We start from the raw sequence: 23181 nt of genomic DNA, 5'->3' as shown, positions 1-23181 counted from the left end.
GGCCTTCAGGGCCGGTCGCGCCAGCCGACCTGCACGAACAGGCTCCGGCCCGGACCGGGGAAGTAGCGGTAGGAACCGAAGGCGAAGTCGGCCCGCTCGGCATAGCGCTCGTCGCCCAGGTTGCGCAGTTTGAGATCCACGAACCAGCCGGTCGGTGAGCGATAGCCGGCAAAGCCGTGCACCAGCAGGTGCCCGTCGTAGCGGCGGAGGTTGGCTTCATCGAGATCGTAGCGGCCGGTCGACTCGGCGGCCAGCTGCAGCACCCATCCGGGGTCGGGTCGCCAGGTCAGGTCGGCGCTGGCCAGTCGTTCGGGGGCCGAGGCAATGGAGTTGCCCGACTCGATCACCTCGCCACCGAGCGCGCGGTCGAAATCCCAGCGATGCCGCGCCCAGCTGCCGCGCAGGCCGGCCACCAGGTCGCCGCCCAGCGCCTTTTCGAGATCGAACTCCACGCCCAGCGCCCGGGTCCGTCCTTCGGACACGTTGAAGCCGTTGCCGTCGCGGAAGATGAAGTTGCGCTTGCGCTGGGCGAAGCCGACCAGCTGCCAGTCGGCCCAGCCGCGTCCGGCCGCGCCCAGTTCTACCGCGTCGAGGGTTTCCGACGCCAGGTCGGCCACGGTCTGGCCGCGCTGCAGCCGATACAGCTCGGTGGCCTGCGGGGCGCGATACCCGCGCGCGATGCGCAGCCAGGTTCGGGCGCGATCGAGACGCCGGGTCAGGGTCAGTTCCGGCGCCAGCTCGGTGAAGCGGTCGGTGCGATCGGCCGGGCGGGTGAACAGGCAGCCGCCGAAGCCGCATTCGTTGCCCTGGTCGTCGAGGTTGCCGGGCGCCAGGTCGGTGTCGTAGTCGTAGCGGATCCAGTCGCCGTGCAGGCCGGCCCGAAGTCGCCAGCGCGAGCCGAAATCGACGGCCGCGGCGAGGTAGCCGCCGGCGCGCTGGCCGACGACCGTGTAGTCGTAGTGGACGCCGACCGGGCGGGTCTCGACCAGGAACGGCGAGCCCTCGGCCGGCCGGTCCTGGACTTCGAACAGGAAGCCGTCGAAGACTTCCGCGTCCAGGCCCCACTCCAGCGTCCAGCTCTCCAGCGGTCTGACCCGGTCGAACTGCAGCCCGGCCGAGACCTGGCCGTTCTTTTCCAGCGGTTTGCCGGGCAGGAAGTGCTGCAGGAAGTTCATCCGCGAGCGCCGCACGAAGCCGGTCAGCCGACGCTCGCCGCCGTCGTCGTCCAGCCAGCTCAAGCGGCTGATCAAGCGGGCCGCGCTGGCCGACCGGAAGGCTTCCGGGTTGTCGTTGTCGGTCCGTCGGTCGGGGTCGCGGTAGGCCTGGAAGCCGGTGATGAAGCCGGCGGTGTCCTGGTCGAGCTGAGCGAAGCTCAACAGCGTCGAGCCCTCGGCCTCGCCGAGCCGGAAGCGATGGTGGGCGGTCAGGAACCCGTGCTCGTAGCCTTCGTCGTCGCGGAAGCTGCCGGCGTCGGTGTAGCGGGCGTCGATGCCCAGCGCGCCCCGTTCGCCGCGGCCGGTCAGGCGCAGACGGACTTCGCGGAACTCGTCGCTGCCGTACTCGAAGGCCACGCCGTTGACCGGGTCGGCCCATGGATCGCGCGGTCGCACGTCGATGACGCCGTGGAGTCCGCCCGAGGCGTGCCCGAGGCCGCCCGGGCCGCGCAGCACGCGCAGGCCCGCGGCGTGGACCAGGTCGACCTCGAACAGGTTGTTGACGTTGCAGAAGCCGGGCGGCCGGATCGGCACGCCGAACTCCAGGTAGAGCAGTGCGCCGCAGCCGCCGGCGCCGGTCAGCAGCGGCGAGCGGATCGCGGTCAGGTGCTCCTGGCCGCTGCCTCGGGTGACCCAGGCACCGGGGATCCGAGCGAACAGCTCGGCGGGATGGGTCGGCGCGATCGCTTCGATGTCGGCCCGGTCCAGTTCGGCCACTGCACGTGGGGCCTCGGGGTCGAGGTCGCGCCCGGTGACGGTCATCGGATCGAGATCTTCGGCGGTGGTGGCGGCCGCGGCAGCGACCAGCGGCAGCCAGGCGAGTGTCAGGTTCATGAGGAGGGTTCGCGGTTCGAATGGGAGAGTCGTTCGCGCCGACGCTTGCCGGCCAGCACGCCGAAGGTCACGGCACCGGCCAGCGTCAGCAGCGCCGGGAACACCAGCACGTAGCGGCCCAGGCCGGGCTCGCGGCGCTCCAGCGCCTGGTACAGCGCCACGCCGACGACCGGGGCGATCAGGCCGCGCACGCCGGTCAGACTGACGTGGATGCCCATGTACAGCGTCGAGCGGCCGTCGCTGGCGAAGTCGTTGTGACCGAGGTTCCAGCCCAGCTTGCCGCCGGCGAAGGCGGCGCCCAGCGCGACGGCGCCGGCCCAGAACAACTCGATGTGGCCGAAGATCGCACCCGGCACGAACAGGCCGAGCGCCAGCACGAACGTCCAGGAATGCTTCGCCCGGTAGTCGAGGATGTGGACCTTGTCGAGGCGACGGGCCCAGAACGGCGTCAGCACGGCCACGGCCAGCAGCGGGACGGTGGTGGTGATCAGCACCTGGACGAAGCGCGCCGCGCCGAGCTGCTCGGTCAGGATCACCACCAGCAGCGCGATCACCATCAGGTTGCCGGAGCCGAACAGGAACATCGTCAGCATGTAGCGGCGATACCAGGTGTCGTTCCGGAGCACCTCGACGGCGTCGGCGAAGCGCACGCCGCCGGCCCGGTCGCCCCGCGCCGCGGCTTCCTCGCGCAGCAGGCGGCCCTGGCCGCGGACGGTGAACCGCCGGTAGCGCCAGGCCGCGACCAGGCCGAGCAGCGCGGCCAGCGGCACCAGCCCCCGCCATGCATCGGCCCGCCATTCCATGGCCAGGCCGATCAGCGCGGCGGTGATGGCCATCAGGATCGAGTAGGTCACGGCGATGCGCCCGGTGATCGTGGCCCGGACGTGGCGCGGGAAATTGGCCCGCCAGATCGCCGCGCGCAGCGTGATCACGCCGCAGTAGGCCAGCCGGGCGACGATCATCCAGGCCGTCAGCCAGATCAGACCGAAGGCCGAGACCGGGGCCAGCGCGATCATCAGTGCGCCGAGCGCGGTGAGCGCCATCAGGGTCGAGACCCATGCGGTCTTGCTGCGGCCGTGGGCGAGATTGGCAAAGCCGAGACTGGCCACGTTGGCCAGCGCCGGTGCGCCGGTGACCAGGGCAACCGCGAAGTTCACCGTTGCCGTGCCGGCCACGCCGTCGAAGCCGGTCTTGACGATCACGCCCAGCAGGCCGCCTTCCAGCGCGCCCAGCGTCACCGCCATCAGCGCGTTGACCTGGACTTCCCGCGGCATCAGGGTCCGCGCGACGAACGGCAGGGAGGACTTCGAGGACACGTGGTCGGAACTCGGGGGCGGCGCGGAGTGACCCATCATTATGGAGGATGGACGGGGGCACCGCGTGCAGCCGGGGCTGCCGCCGTCCCGTCGATCGAATATCCTGTCCGGCCTGCCGACCTCCACCACCGCTGCGAACCCGCCCATGAAGTTCAAGAGTGACAACGAAGCCCCGGCCCACCCGCGCATCCTCCAGGCCGTCGTCGAGGCCAATGCAGGCCATGCCGCGGCCTATGCCGAAGATCGCTGGAGCCGGCGCCTCGACGAGGCCTTCTCGGCCTGCTTCGAGACCCGCTGTCGAGTGTTTCCGCTGGCCACCGGCACCGCCGCCAACTCGGTCACGCTGGCCGCGTTCAGCCCGCCCTGGGGCGCGGTGATGTGTCACCGCTCGGCGCATATCCACAACGACGAGGGCGGTGCGCCGGAGTTCTACACCCACGGGGCCAAGCTGCTGCCGCTCGACGGCGAGAACGGCAAGCTCTCGCCCGGGCCGCTGGCCGCAGCGATCGACGGCGCCGGCGTGCACGGTGTGCACAACGTGCGGCCGGCGGTGGTGTCGATCACCCAGGCCACCGAATGCGGCACGGCCTATCGGCCCGACGAGATCGCCGCACTGGCCGAAGTCGTCCATGCGCGCGACCTGCCGCTGCACATGGACGGCGCGCGTTTCGCCAACGCGGTGGCCCACCTGGCGGTCTCGCCGGCCGAAGCGACCTGGCGCTCCGGGGTCGACGTGCTGTCGTTCGGCGCGACCAAGAACGGCGCGCTGACCGCCGAGGCGATCGTGGTGTTCGGCGACGACCCGGATCCGGCCGTGCTCGAGGCCATGGCCCGGATGCGCAAGCGCGGCGGCCACCTGTTGTCGAAGATGCGCTACGTGTCGGCCCAGCTGCTGGCCATGCTCGACGACGAGCTCTGGCTGGACCTGGCACGCTCGGCCAATCGGCAGGCCGCGCGCCTGGCTGCAGCGATCGAGGCGCACCCGGCGGCTCGGCTGGCCTGGCCGGTCGAAGCCAACGAGGTGTTCATGCAGCTGACCCCCGAGGCGCTGGCCGGGCTGCATGGGCAGGGCTTCGAATTCCATATCTGGCCCGGTCACGACGACCTGGCGCGGCTGGTCTGTTCGTTCGCGACCACCGACGAGGAGGTCGATCGCCTGATCGAGGCGCTGAACGCAAACGTAACGAATGGTCCCGGCTGATTCGGTAAGGTAGTCGGTCCACACCGCAGCACAGGGAGTTGACGATGAACTACTGGATGATTCTGCTGATCAGTGCCGGGCTGGTCCTGGCCGGTTGTCAGCGCGACGACGATTCGAACGGCTCCACCGACGACACGATCCCGTATCCGACGCCGGAGCAGGCCGAGCCCGAGGCCGAGGATGCCGGCGATACCGCCGAGGCGATCTACGACGAGTCGATGGAAGCGGCCGACGAGGCCGGCGACCGGATGCGCGACGCGGCCGACGAGGCCGGCAGCGCGATGAACGAGATGGCCGGTGACGTTCAGGACGGTGCCCGGGAAGCCTGGCAGGAGGCGGCAGCAGCGGCGGCAGAAGCCCGGGCACGGACCCAGGCGCTGATCGATTCCGGCCTGGAGCGCGGCAGCGATGCCTGGAACGAACTCAGCCGCGAAGCCGCGGAGGCGCGTGAACAGGCGCAGCAGGCGCTGGCCGAGGCGCAGGAATACGGCGGCGAGGCCTGGTCGGACCTGCGTGAGCGGACCAACAACGCGATGGACGAGGTCCAGTCGCGCTGGAACGAACTGACCGACGACGAGAACGAAGGCGGCGGCGACGGCTGACCGCACACGGCCGGTTTCACGAGGGCCGCTTCACGAGGACCCGCCGCGGCTCGGCCGCGGCGGGTCCGTTTCGTTTCAGGCCCGGTCGATTTCGCTCGGCCTGCGGCCCGTGACGGTCGCTTCGGTTATCCTTCCGGTTGCGATTTTCGATATGCCGCCCCGACCGTGACCGAAGCCTACAATCCGGCGTCCCTCGAGCCTGCCGCGCGCCAGCGCTGGCAGGACGAGGGCGCGTTCCGCTCGCCCGACCAGCCGGGCGAGGATGCCTACTACTGCCTCAGCATGTTTCCGTACCCCTCGGGCAAGCTGCACATGGGGCACATGCGCAACTACACGATCTCCGACGTGATCTCGCGGTTCCACCGGATGAACGGCCGGCCCGTGCTGCAGCCGATGGGCTGGGACGCGTTCGGTCTGCCGGCCGAGAACGCGGCGATCGCGCGCGGCGTGCCGCCGGCGAAGTGGACCCGCGACAACATCGACCACATGCGCGACCAGCTTCGGACGCTGGGCTTCGCGATCGACTGGGACCGTGAACTGGCGACCTGCGATCCGGCCTATTACCGCTGGAACCAGTGGCTGTTCCTGAAGATGCTCGACAAGGGCATCGCCTACAAGAAGACCGGGACGGTGAACTGGGATCCGGTCGATCAGACCGTACTGGCCAACGAGCAGGTCATCGACGGGCGCGGCTGGCGCACCGGCGCGCTGGTCGAGAAGCGCGAAATCCCGATGTACTACCTGAAGATCACCGACTATGCCGACGAGCTGCTCGACGCGCTCGACGGACTGGACGGCTGGCCGGAGCGGGTCCGCGCGATGCAGGCCAACTGGATCGGCCGCAGTCACGGCATGGAGATCGAGTTCCCGTACGACGGCGGCCGGCTGAAGGTCTTCACGACCCGCCCCGATACCCTGATGGGTGCGACCTACATGGCCGTGGCGCCGGAGCATCCGCTGGCCGTGCGCGCTGCCCAGCGCGACGAGGCGGTGGCCGATTTCATCCGCTCCTGTTCCACCGGCGGAGTCTCGGAAGCCGAGCTGGCCACCCAGGAAAAGCGCGGCATCGACACCGGTTTCACCGTCGAACACCCCCTGACCGGCGAGGCGCTGCCGGTCTGGATCGCCAACTACGTGCTGATCGGCTACGGCGAAGGGGCCGTGATGGCGGTGCCGGGCCACGACGAGCGCGACTTCGAATTCGCCAACAAGTACGGCCTGACGATCACCCAGGTGATCGCGACGACGGACGGCGACGACTACGACGCCACCCAGTGGCACGACGCGTACGCGGCCAAGGACGGCATCCGGCTGGTCAACTCCGGCGAGTTCGACGGCCTCGACTACGCGGCCGGCTTCGACGCGATCGCATCGGCGCTCGAAGCCAGGGGGCTGGGTCGGCGCCGGGTCCAGTACCGGCTGCGCGACTGGGGCGTCAGCCGCCAGCGCTACTGGGGCTGCCCGATCCCGATCATCCACTGTCCCGACTGCGGCGACGTGCCGGTGCCCGAGGCCGACCTGCCGGTGGTGCTGCCCGAGGACCTGGTCCCGGACGGCAGCGGCAGCCCGCTGACGAAACACGAGGAATTCCTGGCCTGCCGCTGCCCGAACTGCGGCGCCGAGGCCCGGCGCGAGACCGACACCATGGACACCTTCGTCGATTCGTCCTGGTACTTCATGCGCTATCCCTGCAGCGACAACGACCGGGCGATGGTCGACGAGCGGACCCGGGCCTGGATGCCGGTCGACCAGTACATCGGCGGCATCGAGCACGCGATCCTGCACCTGCTGTACGCCCGTTTCTGGACCCGGGTGATGCGCGACCTCGGCCTGGTCGAGGTCGACGAGCCGTTCGCCAACCTGCTGACCCAGGGCATGGTCCTGGCCGAGACCTGGTTCCGCGAGGACGCGGCCGGCCGGAAGACCTGGTTCAACCCGTCCGAGGTCGACGTCAAGCGCGACGGCAAGGGCCGGATCGAGTCGGCGGTGCTGGCCGAAGACGGCGAGCCGGTCCGGTTCGGCGGCATCGAGAAGATGGCCAAGTCCAAGAACAACGGCGTCGACCCGTCGACGCTGGTCGAGCAGTACGGTGCCGATACCGTGCGCCTGTTCTCGATGTTCGCCGCGCCGCCGGAGCAGTCGCTGGAATGGTCCGATGCCGGCGTCGAAGGCGCCTGGCGGTTCCTGAAACGACTCTGGCAGCAGGTCGGCGACCACCTGGCCGGCGAGGCGCCCGGCGCGCTGGACCCCGACGCGCTGGGCGAGGCGGCCCGCGACCAGCGCCGCCGCGTCCACGAGACCATCGCCAAGGTCAGCGACGATTTCGGCCGCCGCTACACCTTCAACACCGCGATCGCCGCGGTCATGGAGTGCAGCAACCACCTGGCCCGGTTCGAGCCGGCCAACCCGGCCGAGCGCGCCGTCGCCCGCGAGGGCTGGGAGGCGCTGGTCCGATTGATCGCACCGGTCACGCCGCACATCGCCCAGGCGCTGTGGTCGAAGCTCGGCCACGCCGAGTCGATTCTCGAAGCCGGCTGGCCGGAGGTCGATGAGCGCGCCCTGGTCCAGGACCGGGTGACCGTGGTCGTGCAGGTCAACGGCAAGGTGCGCGGGCGCATCGAGTGCGCGCCGGGCGCCGAGCGCGACACGGTCCAGCAGGCCGCGCTGGACGAGGAGAACGTAAAGCGCTTCGTCGACGGCAGGAACGTGCGCAAGGTGATCGTCGTGCCGGACAAGCTCGTCAATATCGTGGTGGCCGGCTGATGGCGCGGCTCCTCCCGATCGCACTGTGCGCGCTGGCCCTGGCCGGCTGCGGCTTCGAGCTGCGCGGATCGGCCAGCCTGCCGGCGGAGATGGATCGCACCCGGCTGCAGGTGGCCGATCCCGACAGCCTGTTCGCTCGCGAGCTGCGGCTGCTGCTCGAGGCCAACGGTGTGACCCTGGTCGACGCCGCCGAGGACGCGGCCGTGCTCCGGATCCTGCGGCAGCGGATCGATCGGCGCACGCTGACGGTGTCGGGCAACGCCCGGGTCCGCGAGTTCGAACTGGTCTTCGAGCTGCGCTTTGCGCTGGACGGCCCGGGCGGCGAGACGCTGGTCGCGCCCGAGAGCCTGCGCCTGGCCCGCGATTTCCAGTTCGACGAGCAGGAGATTCTCGGCGCGACCAGCGAGGAAGAGCTGCTGCGCGAAGACCTGCGCCGGTCGATGGCCTCGGCCCTGATCCGGCGCCTCGAAGCGGTCCGCACGCCTTGAAGCTGTTTCCCGAGCGCCTGCCGGACGCGCTCCAGCGCGGGCTGGCTCCGGTCTACCTGGTCGCCGGCTCCGAACGCCTGCTGGTCGAGGAAGCCTGCGACCGGATCCGTCAAGCCGGCCGGGCCGAAGGCATTGCCGAGCGCATCCGGCTGTCGGCCGACGGCCGGTTCGACTGGAACGAACTGGAGCGCGCCACCGAGACCGGTTCGTTGTTCGCCAGCCGGCGCCTGGTCGAACTGCGGCTGCCGACCGGCAAGCCCGGGGCCGAGGGCGGCAAGACGCTGCGCGCCTGGGCCGAGGCCGACCGCGACGACGTCCTGCTGATCATCTGCGATGCATGGGAGCTGAACCAGGAGAAGGCGGCCTGGTTCAAGGCCGTCGACGGCGCGGGCGTGTACGTGCCGTGCTGGCCGGTCAAGCCCGACCGGCTGCCGCAGTGGATTTCGCACCGCATCCGCAGTCGCGGCCTGGCCGCCGATGACGAGATCGCGCGCTTTCTCGCGATGCGCCTGGAAGGCAACCTGCTGGCCGCCGCCCAGGAAGTCGACCGGCTCGCACTGCTGTTTCCCGGCCGGACCCTGGCGCTCGACGCGGTTCGCGAGGCGGTTGCCGACAGCGCCCGTTTCGACGGCTTCCGGCTGGCCGAGCTGGTGCTGGCCGGGCAACCGGGCGGCGCGCTGCGCTGCGTGCGCGGCCTGCGCGAATCCGACGCGCCGCCGCCGGCGGTGCTGTGGGCGCTGGGCCGGGAGCTCGACATCGCCCGCGAAGTCGCTCACCGCAGCGCCAGCGAGCCGATCGCGCGGGTGTTCGGCGCGTTGCGCGTCTGGACCTCGCGCCAGCCGGCGATCCAGGCCTGCATCCGCCGCGTCGGTCCGGCCCGTCTCGATGCCGCGATCGGCACGCTGAGTCGCTTGGACCGGATCGCCAAGGGTCGCGCCAGCGGTGACTTCTGGGTCGAGCTGGAGCGGCTCTGCGTGCGCCTGGCCGCATCGCCCGGCCGACCGGGACGGGCGGCGGCATGACCGACCACGGCAAGCGTTCCGGCGATGCCGCCACGCACCACGCCATCGCGATCTTCGGCGGCACCTTCGACCCGGTTCACTATGGCCACCTGCGGGCCGCCGCCGAGGTGGCCGAGCGGCTCGGGGTGTCGGATTTCCGGCTGCTGCCGGCCGGCCAGCCGCCGCACCGGGACAGTACCTGGGCGCCGCCGCGTCACCGGATGGCCATGCTCGAGCTGGCCCTGGCGCCGCACGCCGACCTGTCGGTGGACGATCGCGAAGTCCAGCGCTCCGGTCCGTCCTACATGGCCGATACGCTGGCCAGTATCCGCGAACAGGCCGGCGAGCTGCCGGTGGTGCTGTGCCTGGGACAGGACGCGGCCAACCAGCTCGATCGCTGGCACGAATGGACCCGGCTGATCGAGCGGGCGCACCTGCTGGTGATGACGCGGCCGGAGTCGGAGCCGGAGTATTCCGACGAGGTGGCCCGGGTTCTTGCCGGGCGCTGGGTCGAAGACCCCCGGGCGCTGATGGATGCGCCGGCGGGACGGATCTGCAACGTCGATGTGACCTGCCTGGCGATTTCCTCGACCGACATCCGCAACCAGCTCGCGCGCGGCCGCGACCCGCGCTTCCTGCTGCCGTCGACCGTGCTGGCCTACATCCGCAAGCACGGCCTGTATCGCGACGCCTGCGGGCGAGCCGCTTCGCCCGAGGCCTGACCGACGTCAGTCCGGTGCGGGCAGGTCAGCCCGGGCCGCTTCCCGTCGCTGCAGCCAGCGCCGCATCGCCCAGCCGAAGCCCAGCAGCGAGGCCAGGCCCAGCAGCGGCAGCAACAGCTCCGGCCGGGCCAGCACCGTGCTCGTGTCGATCCGATCGAGCTCGACCAGGCTCTCGGCGCCCGCGCCGATGCTGGCATAGATCGCCAGCAGCGGAAGCAGGCCCAGCGCGGTGGCCAGGGCGAAGCCCGGCAGCCGGACCCGAAGGGTCGCGCCGGCCGCGTTGATCGCGAAGAACGGCGCGACCGGCACCAGCCGCAGAATCGTCAGGTAGAACAACGCGTCGCGCTCGATCAGTTCGACCAGCGGTCGGGTCCGGCCGCGCAGCAGGAGCCCGCGCAAGCGTTCGCCGGCAATGAAGCGGATCATCAGAAAGGTCAGCACCGCGCCGGTCACCGCACCGACCCAGGACAACAGCGTGCCGGCCAGTGCCCCGAACAGGAAGCCGCCGGCCAGGGACAGCAGGGTCGCGGTCGGTAGCGTCAGGCAGGTGGTCACGGCCATCAGCAGGACAAAGGCGATCATGGCCTGCAGCGAAGCGGCCTGGATCCGCGCCTCCAGCGCCCGGAGCAGTTCCAGCAGCGGCCGGCCCTCGTCGAGGAACAGCAGGTACAGGCCGGCCGCGCTGGCCAGCAGGATCAGCAGGCCGGTCGCCCAGGCCAGGCCGTGTTCGCGACGGATCACGACCGTGGGCGATCCGACCGAATCAGCACCGGGGCCTCGCCGTTGTCGGGTTCAGGCCGCGTCCAGCCGGGCATCGTGCAGCAAGCCGATCAGCCGGTCGACGTCCTCGACGCTGTTGTAGAGCGGGTTCGGCGAAATCCGGATGATGTCCGGTTCGCGCCAGTCGCCGACCACGCCCTGGTCCTGCAGCCGGTCGAACAGCGCGCGACCGGCATCGCGACCGGCGCGCACCGCGATCGAGACCTGGCAGCCGCGTCGATCCCGCTCGCGCGGCGTGACGATGCGCAGCGGCTGGCCGGGCAGGTCGTCGAGGCCGGCCATCAACCGTTCGGTCAGGTCCGTCTCGGCGTCCTGCAGGCTGTCGATATCGGCCTCGCGATAGACGTCCAGCGCGCCGCGCAGCGCCGCCAGGTTGAGCACCGGCGCGCCCGATACCTGCCAGCCCTCGGCGCCGCGGATCGGTTCGAAGTCCGGGCCCATCAGGAAGCGCGTCGATTCATCGTGACCCCACCAGCCGGCCAGCCGCGGCCCGCGGAAATCGGCGTGTCGCGGATGCACGAACAGCCCGGCCACCGCGCCCGGGCCGGCGTTGAGGTACTTGTAGCTGCACCACACCGCGAAGTCGATCTCGCCGTCTTCCAGCGCCAGCGCAACGTTGCCGATCGCATGGGCCAGGTCCAGCCCGATCGTCACTCCGGCTTCGTGCGCGGCGCGGCCGATCCGGCTGCAGTCGAACCGCTGGCCGGTCGCGTACTGCACGCCGGGCCACAGCACCAGGGCCAGCTCGTCGGCCCGGTCGCGGATCGTTGCGATGACCCGGTCCTCGTCGATCAGGCCGTCCTCGCCCGGATCGATCTCGATCAGGTCGGCCTCGGAGTGGCCGTGCAGCTCGAGCTGCGAGACCACGGCATAACGGTCCGACGGAAAGGCGCCGCGCTCGATGAGGATTCTTCGCTTGGAGCCCTCGGGCCGATAGAAGCTGGTCATCAGCAGGTGCAGATTGATCGTCAGCGCGCCCATCGCGACCACGTCGCGCGGCTGCGCGCCGGTCAGCCGGGCGAGCACGTCGCTGCACTGGCGGTGATAGCCCAGCCAGGCCGGATCGCCCTGGAAGTGGCCGTCGACGCCCAGCGTCGACCAGCGTTCGAGTTCCTGTTCGACGGCCGCGCGCGCCGCGTCGGGCATCAGCCCCAGCGAGTTGCCGCAGAAGTAGGTCTTGTGCCCATCGTCGCCGTGGCGCGGGAACGAGAATCGGTGGCGGAATGCAGCGGTCTGCATGGTTCGGAATCCGTGGCGGGAACGGCCGACAGGATGCCAGATTCGTGCAAACGGCGTTGGTCCTGCGCGCCGGCGCGGCGAGTGTACCCCGCCACTCGTTGTTTGACGCATGGCGAGCCGGAGAGCATTCATCTGCGGCGTTCTGTCGCCTGGAAAGGACGCTGCCGTTCCCTGCCAGACGGGCCTTGCAGCCGAACGCTCTCCGACTCGCTATACGTTGCCCGATGAACGGCGGCGTACACTCGCCCGCATTATTCATGAATCGCCACGATGATTGCGCCGGGAATCGTTCGCACAGGGGATTTCCCGACCGAGCGGAATACCATGCTGTATTTCCGAGCGAGGACGATTCGCTGTGCGGACAAGGACCAAGCAAGGGCGCGAGCTCATTCATGAATAATGCGGGCTAGAATCCGGGGCCGACCCGATGGACCCGACCCATGGACGTTGCCGACTTCGACTTCGACTTGCCCGAGGAACTGATCGCCCAGCAGCCGCTGCAGGAGCGCACGGCCAGCCGGCTGCTGGTGATGGATCGCCGCACCGGCGCGCTGCAGGATCGGACCTTCCGCGACCTGCTCGACCTGCTCGACCCCGGCGACCTGCTGGTGTTCAACGACACCCGCGTGATTCCTGCCCGGCTGAACGCGCACAAGGACAGCGGCGGAAGGGTCGAGGTCCTGGTCGAGCGCATCGTCGACGAACGCCGGGCGCTGGTCCAGCTGGGCGCCAACCGCAAGCCGGCGCCGGGCACCCGGATCCGGATCGACGGCACCGATATCGACGTCGAGGTGGAGGGCAGGGACGATGCGTTCTGGCGCCTGCAGCTTGCCGACGGGGCGCCGGGCTGGCTGGACCTGCTGCACGAACACGGCCACGTGCCGCTGCCGCCCTACATCACGCGCGAGGACGCCGACGAGGACCGCGAACGCTACCAGACCGTCTATGCCGACAAACCGGGCGCCGTGGCCGCGCCGACCGCCGGCCTGCACTTCGACGAGGCGCTGCTTGCCGCCCTCGACGAACGGGGTGTCCGGCGGGCCTTCTGCACGCTGCACGTCGGCGCCGGCACGTTCCAGCCGGTCCGGGTCGACAAGGTCGAGGACCACGAGATGCACCCGGAGTGGCTGAACGTATCGGCCGAGCTGGTCGCGGCGATCGAGGAAACGCGGGCGTCCGGCAGGCGGGTGATCGCGGTCGGCACCACGGCGGTCCGCTCGCTGGAAACGGCCGCCGAGGGCGGCCTGGCGCCGTTTACCGGCGATAGCCGCCTGTTCATCTATCCGGGCTACGAGTTCAAGGCCATCGACGGCATGATCACCAACTTCCACCTGCCGGGATCGACGCTGGTGATGCTGGTCTCGGCGTTCTCGAGCCGCGAGGCGATCCTCGCGGCGTATGCGCACGCCATCGAGCAGAAGTACCGCTTCTTCAGCTACGGCGACGCGATGCTCATGCTCTGAGCCTCCCGGCCCGGGCCCGGCGTCACTCGAAGCCGTCGCTCGTCATGTCGTCGCCCGGGCCGTAGTTCGGCAGCTGGTCCGGGCCGTTGACCACGCCGATGGGCTGGTAGTTGTAGTAGTACGGAAAGACCATGCCGAGGTTCGGATTGCCCTGGCGCCGGATCAACACCTCGCTGAGCACGCGGCGGAAGTCGTTGGTGGTTCTCAGGTCGTTGCCCTGGAAGAGCTCGCCCGGGCTCATTCCGGGCCATTCGCCGTGGAACTGCCCGCCGTTGACGTTGCCGCCGAGCAGCAGCATCGGGTTGCCGGAACCGTGATCGGTGCCGTTGTCGGCGTTGTTGTAGGCGCGCCGGCCGAACTCGCTGTGGAAGATCACGGTGACCCTGGACCGGCGATCCTGCCCGGCGTCGAACTGGCCGGCCATGTCGGCCCAGAAGGCGTTGACGGCCAGCGAGAGGCGCTCGAGTCGGTTGTAGTAATTGCCCGAGGATCCGCTCGTGCCCTGCGGTAGGGAGCCCTGGACGGTGTGATCGTCCCAGCCGCCGTAGTCGACCTGGGCGATGCGCAGCCCGAGGCTCGGTTCGGCCTTGATCAGGCGGGCCAGGGTGATCAGCTTGTCGCTGATGGTCTCGAGGTTGCTGTCGGGGTCGGCCGGATCGCGGATCGGGTAGGGCCGGCCCAAGGCAATGTTGTAGTCCTTGTTGCTGACGTCGAATACTTCTTCGATCAGCGACTGCGCGATCATGGCCTGCTCGCCGGCAATCCCGATGTCGGAGCCGTCGGCGGCGTAGATGCTGGTCAGTCGGTCCTCGACCTGTTCTTCGAAGGTGTTCAGCGCCAGGTCGAAATCGTCCGGGTAGCGCAGGGTGGTCGCGGCCGGTTCGTTGGTCAGCGACAGCGTGACCTGGGTTTCGGTGGCGACCACCGGCATCGTCATGGTCGACGGCAGGTTGGTCGCGCTGGCCAGGTGGCGGGTCAACCAGCCGGTCGAGGTGGTCCGAACGCCGTCGATCTGCGGCTGGTCCGGCGGCAGTCCGACGGTGGCGCCCGGGGTGCCGAGCTCGATGAAGCGCTCGGCCTCGAAGTGGCTGCGGTTGACGATCGGCAGGCCGGTGGCGTGGACGATGGCCAGGTCGCCCTCGGTCCACAGTTCGCGCAGCGCCGCCGCGGCGGAATTGATCCCGAAGCCGTCGGCCAGCGGCAGCATGGCGTTGCCGCCGGAGATCGGCAGCCGGACGCTCAAGCTCGGCCGCAGGCTCTCGTAGAAGCCGCGATCGGGGTGGCCGCTGCCGGGTGCATACAGACTCAGGCCGTCGATCCCGCCGCGCAGGAACACGTAGATCAGGACTTGGTCGTTGTCGCCGCGCGTGCCCGTGGCCATGCTCAGGCCCGGGAGCAGGGAGGTCGCGGCACCGGCAGCGCCGCCGGCCAGGAACGTGCGTCGTTTGATTCGGTTCATCATCGTTCTCCGCTCAACGGGCCATGCGTTCGGGCAGCAGCGCGATCAATGTGAACAGCCCGCGCATCAGGTGCTGGTAGGTGCTCCACTCCGCGGTGTTGCTCGTGTCGATCGCCAGCGGTTGATCGTTGCCCGCGGCGTTGCCCTGCTCGCGCAGAAACGCCACCAGCTCCGCGCGCTTGGCCGCCGAGGTCGCGTGGCCTGCCCCCTGGATCCGGTTCAGCCAGTAGTCGGCGATGGCATCGGGCGTCAGCGCAATGCCGGCGGCGTTGGTCCGTTCGGCGAAGTTGATCCACGTCGGCGCGTTGGCCGAGGCGACGTCGCGAAGCATCCGGGTGACCGTGCGCCACGACATGACCAGCGGACCGGAACCCTTCCAGAACGCGGCGTCCTCGGGGTAGCCGGTCGGCGGTTCGCAGTTGAACGGCAGCTGGCCGGTCAGCCGCCAGGTCCAGTAGAAGCCGGGGAAGCCGGCGTTGTCGGCGGCGCTGTTGAGTTCGAAGTCGTACGGCGCGTTGGCAGCCCGGAGCGCCGAGGCGATGATCTCGGTCGGGCGCTTGACCTTGTCGGACCAGGTCGACTGGAACTCGCTCGACAGGATCAGTGCGCGATAGACCTGCTGCAGCTGGTCGGGCTGGTCCCAGCCGGCCTGGAACAGGTCGGCGGCGGCCTGGACCACCGGCGAGGACGCGCTGAAGCCGTCGCCGATCAGCCGCACGGCGAGCTTCCAGCACACGTACTCGGCGGTGCCGCGGTGCCGGGCGAGGTCGTCCAGCAGGTCGCTCAGTTCCTGTTCGCCGGTGCCCGGGTAGGTCCGGCCGAGGATGGTCTTGGACGTCCAGTCGTGCCAGTCCGAACGGAACAGGAAGGCCCCGGTGTCCGGCGCGCTGTCGTCGCCGTCGGCCACGCCGAAGCCGGTCAGCAGACGGGCGGTCTCGAGCACGTCGGCCTCGACATAGCCGGCCGGCTCGCCGTCGACATTGGTCGGGACCTGGCCCGGCGGAACGAACCCGTAGTAGTTCTCCACCGCGCCGAGGGTGTGAAGTTCGAGCAGCTCGCGCGCGTAGTTCTCGTTCGGGTTGGGCGTGGAATTCCGGCGGTTGTCGAGGTAGTACATCATCGCGGCGTGCTTGACCACGCCCTCGAGCATCACCCGGAAGTTGCCGAAGATCTGCGGGCGGATCACATCCCGGTCGTAGCTGGTCAGCGTCGAGCGAACCACCTCTTCGCCGCCGTCGACATTGAAGTGGTTGTGCCAGAAGTCGGCCAGCACCTCGCGTAGCTGCCAGCGCGAATGCACCATGCGGGTCAGGGCCAGCATCTGCATTTCCCAGTACGGCCGGTTGCGCATCGGCCAGCCGTCGGGACCGGAGTAGCGGTGATGCTCGGTCCAGAGTTGCTGCAGTGATTGTCCGAGCGTGCGCCAGTGCGGATTGGCGGACAGTCGGGCATCGACGGCCGGGTCCGGGCCCGGGCTCATCTGCTCGTTCAGCCAGGCGTCGAGCCGTTGCGCATCGCTCGTGCCCAGGCCCTGGAACCAGGTCAGGTCGTCGACGTCGCCGGGGTTGGCCGGGTTGGCCGGGCGCGGCCCGAAGGCCAGCTTGGAGTAGACGCGGTAGGCCAGCGAAGGCAGCGCGGCGCCGCGACCGGCGCTCGGCAGCCGGGCCGGCCACAGCGAGGTCAGGCGGACCTGTTCGGCCAGCGCGGTGATCGGAATCAGGCCCGCGCCGATGCCGGCCACAGCCAGGCCGAGCGTGCCCGAGCCCAGCAGGAATCGTCGGCGCGAGTCAGCGCCTGCAGCGTCGGGTCGAGGAGAATCCTGGGTGCTGCTCGGGGTGCTGTTCATGGTGTCCCGTTCCATGCATCATTTCCCCTTGCATCCGATGCGCAGTTCGCATCGGTCCTGAGTCGTCTAACATACTCTGTGGGGGGTGGCTGTTCAACGTTGTTCTTGCTGAAGATCCCCTGGGTTTTCGTCGGCACTTCGCAAATTCCCGCCCGAATCTCGAGGTCCATCACATGTCGTCTCCGTTGCCCCTTCGTCGCACCGTTTTCCTCGCCTCGCTGCTGCTGGCCGCCGGGTCGGCCGTTGCCGATACGATCCAGCTCGCGCCCGATCGCGACAACACCTTGTTCGAGCGACCCGCCGGGGACCTGTCCAATGGCTCGGGGACCGGCCTGTTCTTCGGTCGAACGGGCGCAAATGCCGGCGAGTTGTTGCGGCGGACGCTGATCCGCTTCGACCTCTCGTCGATCCCGCCCGGCTCGACGGTCAACAGCGTGGAGTTGACGCTGCAGGTGGACCTGGTGCCGCCGACGGCGACCGGGTTCGATGCCTCGATCCATCGGGTCGACGCCGACTGGGGCGAAGGGGCCTCGGTCGCGCTCGGCGCCGGCGGCGGCGGTGCCCCGGCGGTGGCGCCCGATGCGACCTGGTTGCACCGCGAGTTCGATACCGTGCTGTGGACCTCGCCCGGCGGCGATTTCCAGGCGGTACCGAGCGGACTCGCCGCGGTCGGGGCCGGTACCGGGCCGATCACCTTTCCGTCCTCACCCGGCCTGCTGGCCGATGTCCAGGCCTGGGTCGACGATCCGAGCCAGAATTTCGGCTGGGTGATTCTCGGCGAGGAAACCAACCCGCAGAATGCCCGCCGCGTCGGTAGCCGCGAGAATACGGCGCTGGCGCCGGTGCTGACGGTGGACTTCGAACCGTTGCTGCTGCCCGAGGCGCGGGCGGTGCCGGCCCTTGGGGGCTGGGGCATCGTGCTGCTGGTCCTCGCCGTGCTGGCACTGGCCGCTCTGGCGAGCAGCTTGCGGATCCGGCCGGCCTGACACCGCTGTCGGTGAGTCGCGCGTTCCGGCGCTCACCGTGATTCCGGACACAGCGGAGCGGAGATCCGGCATCTCCTGATGGAGCGCTGTCGGTGGCGAGGCGCCGGCGGCCGGAGATTCCGGGTTCCGGCTTCGCCGACCCCGGCACGACGGAGTCGCGGGGTGATACTGGCCGTGCCGATCTGCACTCGCGTTCATCCCGCCCTCTCCCCCAGCCGGAAAAAAAGCCCGGCGGGCTCGGCCTGGAAGAGAGGCAGCGTCGCGGGTGGGATGGACTGCGCCGCTGTGCGGCTTGCCCTCGCTTTACTCGGGTTGCGGCGGCCGCTGCGCGGCCTTGCATCGATCCCTCTCCCCCGGCCGACTCGCAAAAAAAATGCCCGGCAGAGCCGGGCATTCGCGAGTTGGCTGGGGGAGAGGGATTCGAACCCCCGCTGACGGAGTCAGAGTCCGTAGTCCTACCACTAGACGATCCCCCATTTGGATCGTTGACTCGTCAAGCTCACGAGTCTGGCGAGTGATTCGCCGATCTGATCGGTGGCGCGCGGAGCGGAGGATCCGGAGTGGGCATTGGAGCCCATGAGGAATCCGAGCACCGCACGACGCCGGGCAGGTCGGCGAAGTGCCGCCAGAATCAGCGCTTGGAGTACTGGGTGGCCTTTCGTGCCTTGTGCAGACCGATCTTCTTCCGCTCCACGGCGCGCGCGTCGCGGGTCAGGTAGCCGGCGATGCGCAGCTGGCCGCGCAGGCTTTCGTCGTACTCGGTCAGCGCGCGGGCCAGGCCCAGGCGCAGCGCACCGGCCTGCCCGGTGGTGCCGCCGCCGGAGACGGTGGCATAGATGTCGAACTTGTCGGCCAGTTCGACCAGCTCGAGCGGCTGGCGGGCGATCATGCGCGCGGTCTCGCGGCCGAAGAACTGGTCGATCGGCTTCTGGTTGACCACGATCTGGCCGGTGCCGCGGCGCAGGAACACCCGCGCGGTCGAGGTCTTGCGACGGCCGGTGCCGTAAAACTGTTCGGTTGCCATGTCGTATTTCGTCCGTTGCTTACAGGTCCAGCGCGCGCGGCTGCTGAGCGGTGTGCGGGTGCTCGGTACCGGCGTAGATCTTGAGCTTCTTGATCATCGCGCGGCCCAGCGTGTTCTTCGGCATCATGCCCTTGACCGCGGCCTGGATGACGCGCTCCGGATGCGAGGCCAGCTGCTTTTCCAGCGTGATCGACTTCATGTTGCCGATGTAGCCGGTGTGGCGGTAGTAGACCTTGTCGGTCATCTTGCGGCCGGTGACCGCGACCTTCTCGGCATTGACGACCACCACGTAGTCGCCGGTGTCGACGTGCGGCGTGAATTCCGGCTTGTGCTTGCCGCGCAGCCGGCGGGCGATTTCACTGGCCAGTCGTCCGAGGGTCTTGCCTTCGGCGTCGACCAGCAGCCACTCGCGGCGCACTTCGTGCGGCTTGGCGCTGAACGTTTTCATGGAAAGCGTGGGCTCCGAATTTGGAACGCGATTCAGTAAAGAGCGGGGATGTTACTAGAATTCCTCCGGCGAGGCAAGGCCCGAGCGCGATTGCGTGCCCGGATTCAGCTCGAGGGGATCACCAGCACGGCGCCCGGGTGGATCATGTCGCTGTCGAGCCGGTTCGCTCGCCGCAGCTGGGCCAGGCTGACCGAGTATCGCTGGGCGATGGTGCCGAGGGTGTCGCCGCGCCGGACCACGTATTCCGCCCCATTGTCCCGGTTGGCGGCGAACCAGGTGCCGCGCGGTGCGGTCTGGCGGAAATGGTCCTCGATGCCGCCGAGAATGGCCGAGGCGATCCGCGCGCGATAGCGCGGCGAGCCGAGGTTCTTCTCGTCGTCCGGATTGCTGATGAAGCCGGTCTCGATCAGCACGCTGGGAACGTCGTGCGAGCGCAGCACCACGAAATTGGCGCGTTCGACCTGGCGGCGATGGGTCTTGCCGACCCGGCCGAGCTCGTCGAGGATGGTCTGGGCGGCGGCGTTGCTGTATTCCATCGAGGCGTTCTGCGACAGGTCGAGCAGCACCGAGCGCAGCATGTCGTCGCTCTGCTCGAGGCTGACGCCGCCGGCCCGGTCGGCCGCGTTCTCGCTCTGGGCCAGCAGTCGGGCGGCTTCCGACGAGGCACCGCGGCGCGACAGGACGTAGACGGAGCTGCCCCGGACCCGGAAGTCGCGGAAGGCGTCGGCGTGGATCGACACGAACAGGTCGGCGCGGGCGTCGCGGGCACGCTGGTAGCGTTCCTTCAGCGGCACGTAGTAATCGCCGGTCCGGATCATCACCGCGCTCATGCCGGGCGCCTCGTCGATCTGGCGCGCCAGTTCCCGCGCGATCGCCATCACCACGTTCTTCTCGTGGGTTCCGGCCGGGCCGATCGCGCCCGGATCCTCGCCGCCGTGGCCGGCGTCGATGGCCACGATCATGTCGCGGTCGTCCTCCGGCAGGGTGCGCGCGACCTGGCGGACCCGCTCCGAGGCGCTCTCGGCGCCCTCGGGGAACAGGTCCAGCACCAGGCGATGGCCGTAGCGGCCGGTTGGTTCGAGCAGGAAACTCTGGGCCCGGGCCCGGGCGCCGAGGTCGAGCACCACGCGCAGGTCCTCACCGTCGCGGATGCCGTGGCGGACGCGCTGGACCACGCCGGCGTGCTCCGGATCGAGTTCCGGTGCGCCGGTCATCCGCGCTCCGTCGATGTCGACCACCAGCCGGTGGGGGTCGTCGAGCGTGAACAGGCGGTAGTCGACCTGGTCGTCGAGGTCGAGAACGACGCGGGTCTTGTCCGGTCCGGCCCAGATGCGCACGTTCTGCACGTCACCGGCCCCCGCGGGCGCGGCGAATGCGGTCAGCAGCAGTGCGAGGACGAAGAATCTGGACATGATCGCTGGCCGGCGGCTCCGGACGTTTGCTCGATATACCCCGATGATGCACCGGATCGGTTCGAATTTCAAGCCACTAAAACCTTTCATTCTCAGCGCTCTACCGTAACTTCGTGACGCGCTGTCTTGGAGTTGGCGGTTCCCGTTTCCACGCACGATGCCGCCGCGGGATTGGCTATGCTGGGCATGCAGGATGTGCCGAAGTCGCTGAATCGCGGCTGAAGCGCTCCGCGATTCGACCCACCCAACTTTTCGAGGAGCCGAGAATGTCGAGTGAAGGACTGCATGCGCCGCGCGAACGGCTGAGCAAGAAGACGCTGTCGATGCACCAGGCCATCGTTTCACTGATGGAAGAACTGGAAGCGGCCGACTGGTACCGTCAGCGCGCCGACGACTGCGAGGACGACGCGCTGCGCGAGATCCTGCTGCACAACATGCGCGAAGAGGTCGAGCACGCGGCCATGATCCTGGAGTGGCTGCGCCGCAACGACAAGGATTTCGACGAGCAGCTTCGCGCCTTCCTGTTCAAGGACGGCGAGGTGATGGATCACCACTGAGTCGGTGGCGCAGCCCGGCACGCGCCCCGGGCCGCTGAGGCCCGGAGCGCGTGCATCGCTGGCCTGGTGGACCCCGCCACGCATTGTGTGACGTATGGCGAGCCGGGGAGCATTCATCCGCGGCGTTCTGTCACTTTGGAAAGGACGCTGCCATTCGCTGCGAAACGCGCCTTGGATTCGCACCGGCACAGCGGCTCTGAGCGGTACCGAACGATCCACATAGCCCACTAGCCCGCATTATTCATGAATGCGCTCGCGCCCTTGCCTGGTCCTTGTCCGCACAGCGAATCGTCCTCGCTCGGACATACAGCATGGTATTCCGCTCGGTCGGAACATCCCCTGTGCGAACAATTCCCGGCGCAATCATCGCGGCGATTCATGAATAATGCGGGCTAGCGGCTGCCGGCGGCGCCGGCGCGATCGGCAATCAGCCAGACCTCGACCCGTCGGTTCTTTGCCGCGCTGGACGAGCCGGTACCTTCGGCCAGCGTCAGCGCATCACCGAAGCCGCGGGTGCGACGGACCGGAATGCCGGCCCGGGCCAGCAGCGCGGCGACGTAGTCGGCGCGTTCCATCGACAGCGTCACGCTGAAGTAGCGCAGGGTTTCCGACGGATCGGCGAAGCCCATCAGCATCACGTTCATGTCGCGGCCGCGCTCGGAGCCGAGGAAGTCGATCAGCCGATCGAGGTCGCGTTCGGACTTGCTGTCGAGCACCGGACGGCCGGCTTCGAACCGGAAGTTCAGCGACGCGCGCAGCGCGCCGTCGACGAATTCGCGGTAGGTCCGCGGCGCGCTGGCCGGGATGGCCACGCGCTGCAGCTGGATCTCCTGGCCGACGAAGCCGATCTCGTCGACGATCTCCTGGCCTTCGGCACGGACCGCGAAGCGGGCCAGGTCGCCGCCGAGCCCGTCGAGCTCGCGATCGGGCACGTAGATATAGAGACGGCGACTCAGCGGATAGTCTTCGGTGGCCGACGAGAAGCGCTCCGGCGGCACCGCCTCGCCGCCGGCCGACACTGCCAGCGCCCGGGCCCGGTCGATGTACGGCAGGCCGATGAACCCGATCGCTCCCGGGTCGCTGGCGACGCGGTCGGACAGCGCCGACGACGATTCGAAGCGCGCGCTGCCCGCGGCCAGCGCAGTGTCCTGCAGCACCATCGATTCGAACGAGTCCCAGGTGCCGGAGTTCTCGTCGCGCGCGTAGCGGGTGATCCGACGGTCCGGGCCGCCGAAGGTCCGCCAGTTCTCGACCCGGCCGGAGAAGGCGTCGCGGATCTGCTCGATCGACAGTGCTGCGATCGGGTTGTCCGGGTGGACGATGACCGCGAGGCCGTCGATTCCGACGACGAATTCGTTGCTCGGTCGGTCGAGTCGGCCCAGCGGCTGCAGGCGCGCGACCTCGGAGTCGCGGATCCGGCGCGACGACATGCCGATGTCGGCCAGGCCTGCGTCCAGGTCGCGGAACGAGGTCGACGAGCCGTGCGCGTGGATTTCGACCCAGCGCGTGTCGCCGGCCGCGTTGGTGCCGGTGATGGTGCGCTCCAGCGGCGCGTCCTCGACCGTTTCGATGCGGTCGAAGCCGTTTTCGGCGAGCCAGGCACGGACCAGGGCCGGCGCCAGCTGCTCGCCGACGGTGTTGGAGCCGTGCAGGCGGAGCTGGGCGGTGGCCGGCGTGGCGAACGCCGCGAAAAGAACGACGAGGAGCGAGAAGCGACGAAGCATGGGAACGACCCTTCGACTGGATGGTGAAGATCCGTCGGGCAGTTTCTGAGTCGTTCATGACCCTTTCATGCCGGTCACGTTGCGGGTTTGTTGAACGGCGTC

General features: G+C 69.2%; 19 protein-coding genes and 1 tRNA gene. 9 read left to right on the top strand and 11 right to left on the bottom strand.

Annotated elements, in window-relative coordinates:
• Positions 1 to 5: 5 nt before the first annotated feature.
• Positions 6 to 2048 carry a TonB-dependent receptor gene (locus HFP89_RS03950; RefSeq protein WP_168716335.1) on the bottom strand — a complete coding sequence of 681 codons (2043 nt, stop codon included), beginning with the start codon at positions 2046 to 2048 and terminating at the stop codon, positions 6 to 8.
• Positions 2045 to 3364, bottom strand: a complete 1320-nt coding sequence (locus HFP89_RS03945; RefSeq protein ID WP_168716334.1) for a hypothetical protein — start codon at positions 3362 to 3364, stop codon at positions 2045 to 2047. Before HFP89_RS03945 ends, HFP89_RS03950 begins: the two co-directional genes overlap by 4 nt.
• Before the next feature lie 145 nt (positions 3365 to 3509).
• On the opposite strand from HFP89_RS03945, the gene HFP89_RS03940 reads away from it, so the two are divergent.
• From HFP89_RS03940 to nadD, 6 genes are all read left to right on the top strand, one after another.
• On the top strand, positions 3510 to 4565 hold the full coding sequence (locus tag HFP89_RS03940) for a beta-eliminating lyase-related protein (protein WP_168716333.1): 1056 nt from the start codon (positions 3510 to 3512) through the stop codon (positions 4563 to 4565).
• Between the two features lie 44 nt (positions 4566 to 4609).
• On the top strand, positions 4610 to 5167 hold the full coding sequence (locus tag HFP89_RS03935) for a hypothetical protein (RefSeq protein ID WP_168716332.1): 558 nt from the start codon (positions 4610 to 4612) through the stop codon (positions 5165 to 5167).
• Between the two features lie 165 nt (positions 5168 to 5332).
• A complete protein-coding gene (leuS, locus tag HFP89_RS03930) occupies positions 5333 to 7930 on the top strand; it encodes a leucine--tRNA ligase (protein ID WP_168716331.1) in 2598 nt (865 codons plus the stop codon).
• The gene (gene lptE / locus HFP89_RS03925) at positions 7930 to 8418 is read left to right on the top strand and encodes an LPS assembly lipoprotein LptE (RefSeq protein ID WP_168716330.1); all 489 of its coding nucleotides are present in this window, start codon (positions 7930 to 7932) and stop codon (positions 8416 to 8418) included. Before leuS ends, lptE begins: the two co-directional genes overlap by 1 nt.
• A complete protein-coding gene (gene holA / locus HFP89_RS03920; RefSeq protein ID WP_168716329.1) occupies positions 8415 to 9440 on the top strand; it encodes a DNA polymerase III subunit delta in 1026 nt (341 codons plus the stop codon). The genes lptE and holA overlap by 4 nt, the downstream gene beginning before the upstream one ends.
• Positions 9437 to 10141 (top strand): nicotinate-nucleotide adenylyltransferase, encoded by a 705-nt coding sequence (gene nadD / locus HFP89_RS03915; protein WP_168716328.1) that lies wholly within the window; start codon positions 9437 to 9439, stop codon positions 10139 to 10141. The genes holA and nadD overlap by 4 nt, the downstream gene beginning before the upstream one ends.
• A 6-nt stretch (positions 10142 to 10147) precedes the next feature.
• Here the strand turns inward: nadD and HFP89_RS03910 are convergent, their stop codons facing one another.
• Both HFP89_RS03910 and kynU read right to left on the bottom strand, forming a co-directional pair.
• A complete protein-coding gene (locus tag HFP89_RS03910; protein WP_168716327.1) occupies positions 10148 to 10882 on the bottom strand; it encodes a VTT domain-containing protein in 735 nt (244 codons plus the stop codon).
• A 51-nt stretch (positions 10883 to 10933) separates the two neighbouring features.
• On the bottom strand, positions 10934 to 12160 hold the full coding sequence (gene kynU, locus HFP89_RS03905; protein ID WP_168716326.1) for a kynureninase: 1227 nt from the start codon (positions 12158 to 12160) through the stop codon (positions 10934 to 10936).
• A gap of 440 nt (positions 12161 to 12600) precedes the next feature.
• Between kynU and queA the strand changes: the two genes are divergently transcribed.
• On the top strand, positions 12601 to 13623 hold the full coding sequence (gene queA / locus HFP89_RS03900; protein ID WP_168716325.1) for a tRNA preQ1(34) S-adenosylmethionine ribosyltransferase-isomerase QueA: 1023 nt from the start codon (positions 12601 to 12603) through the stop codon (positions 13621 to 13623).
• A 22-nt stretch (positions 13624 to 13645) separates the two neighbouring features.
• On the opposite strand, the gene HFP89_RS03895 is transcribed toward queA, so the two are convergent.
• Both HFP89_RS03895 and HFP89_RS03890 read right to left on the bottom strand, forming a co-directional pair.
• Positions 13646 to 15082, bottom strand: coding sequence for a DUF1501 domain-containing protein (locus tag HFP89_RS03895; protein WP_168716324.1), 1437 nt, complete (start codon positions 15080 to 15082; stop codon positions 13646 to 13648).
• Between the two features lie 13 nt (positions 15083 to 15095).
• The gene (locus HFP89_RS03890; RefSeq protein ID WP_168716323.1) at positions 15096 to 16928 is read right to left on the bottom strand and encodes a DUF1800 domain-containing protein; all 1833 of its coding nucleotides are present in this window, start codon (positions 16926 to 16928) and stop codon (positions 15096 to 15098) included.
• 173 nt (positions 16929 to 17101) lie between these two features.
• Here HFP89_RS03890 and HFP89_RS03885 point away from each other — a divergent pair, with 173 nt between their 5' ends.
• On the top strand, positions 17102 to 17914 hold the full coding sequence (locus tag HFP89_RS03885) for a hypothetical protein (RefSeq protein WP_168716322.1): 813 nt from the start codon (positions 17102 to 17104) through the stop codon (positions 17912 to 17914).
• 402 nt (positions 17915 to 18316) lie between these two features.
• Here HFP89_RS03885 and HFP89_RS03880 read toward each other — a convergent pair.
• The 4 genes from HFP89_RS03880 to HFP89_RS03865 form a co-directional block, all read right to left on the bottom strand.
• Positions 18317 to 18390 (bottom strand) — tRNA-Gln (locus tag HFP89_RS03880).
• 155 nt (positions 18391 to 18545) lie between these two features.
• Positions 18546 to 18938 carry a 30S ribosomal protein S9 gene (gene rpsI / locus HFP89_RS03875; RefSeq protein WP_168716321.1) on the bottom strand — a complete coding sequence of 131 codons (393 nt, stop codon included), beginning with the start codon at positions 18936 to 18938 and terminating at the stop codon, positions 18546 to 18548.
• A 19-nt stretch (positions 18939 to 18957) separates the two neighbouring features.
• Positions 18958 to 19386, bottom strand: coding sequence for a 50S ribosomal protein L13 (rplM, locus tag HFP89_RS03870; protein ID WP_168716320.1), 429 nt, complete (start codon positions 19384 to 19386; stop codon positions 18958 to 18960).
• 104 nt (positions 19387 to 19490) lie between these two features.
• Positions 19491 to 20798 (bottom strand): N-acetylmuramoyl-L-alanine amidase, encoded by a 1308-nt coding sequence (locus tag HFP89_RS03865; protein ID WP_168716319.1) that lies wholly within the window; start codon positions 20796 to 20798, stop codon positions 19491 to 19493.
• 266 nt (positions 20799 to 21064) lie between these two features.
• On the opposite strand from HFP89_RS03865, the gene HFP89_RS03860 reads away from it, so the two are divergent.
• On the top strand, positions 21065 to 21355 hold the full coding sequence (locus tag HFP89_RS03860) for a ferritin (protein ID WP_168716318.1): 291 nt from the start codon (positions 21065 to 21067) through the stop codon (positions 21353 to 21355).
• 392 nt (positions 21356 to 21747) lie between these two features.
• On the opposite strand, the gene HFP89_RS03855 is transcribed toward HFP89_RS03860, so the two are convergent.
• The gene (locus HFP89_RS03855) at positions 21748 to 23079 is read right to left on the bottom strand and encodes a substrate-binding domain-containing protein (protein WP_168716317.1); all 1332 of its coding nucleotides are present in this window, start codon (positions 23077 to 23079) and stop codon (positions 21748 to 21750) included.
• Between the last annotated feature and the right edge of the window lie 102 nt (positions 23080 to 23181).

The sequence above is a fragment of the Wenzhouxiangella sp. XN79A genome, from assembly GCF_012272825.1.
In the GTDB taxonomy this organism is placed as follows: domain Bacteria; phylum Pseudomonadota; class Gammaproteobacteria; order Xanthomonadales; family Wenzhouxiangellaceae.
The sequence above is the reverse complement of the archived record's forward strand: the minus strand, read 5'-3'. Positions and strand labels throughout refer to the sequence as shown.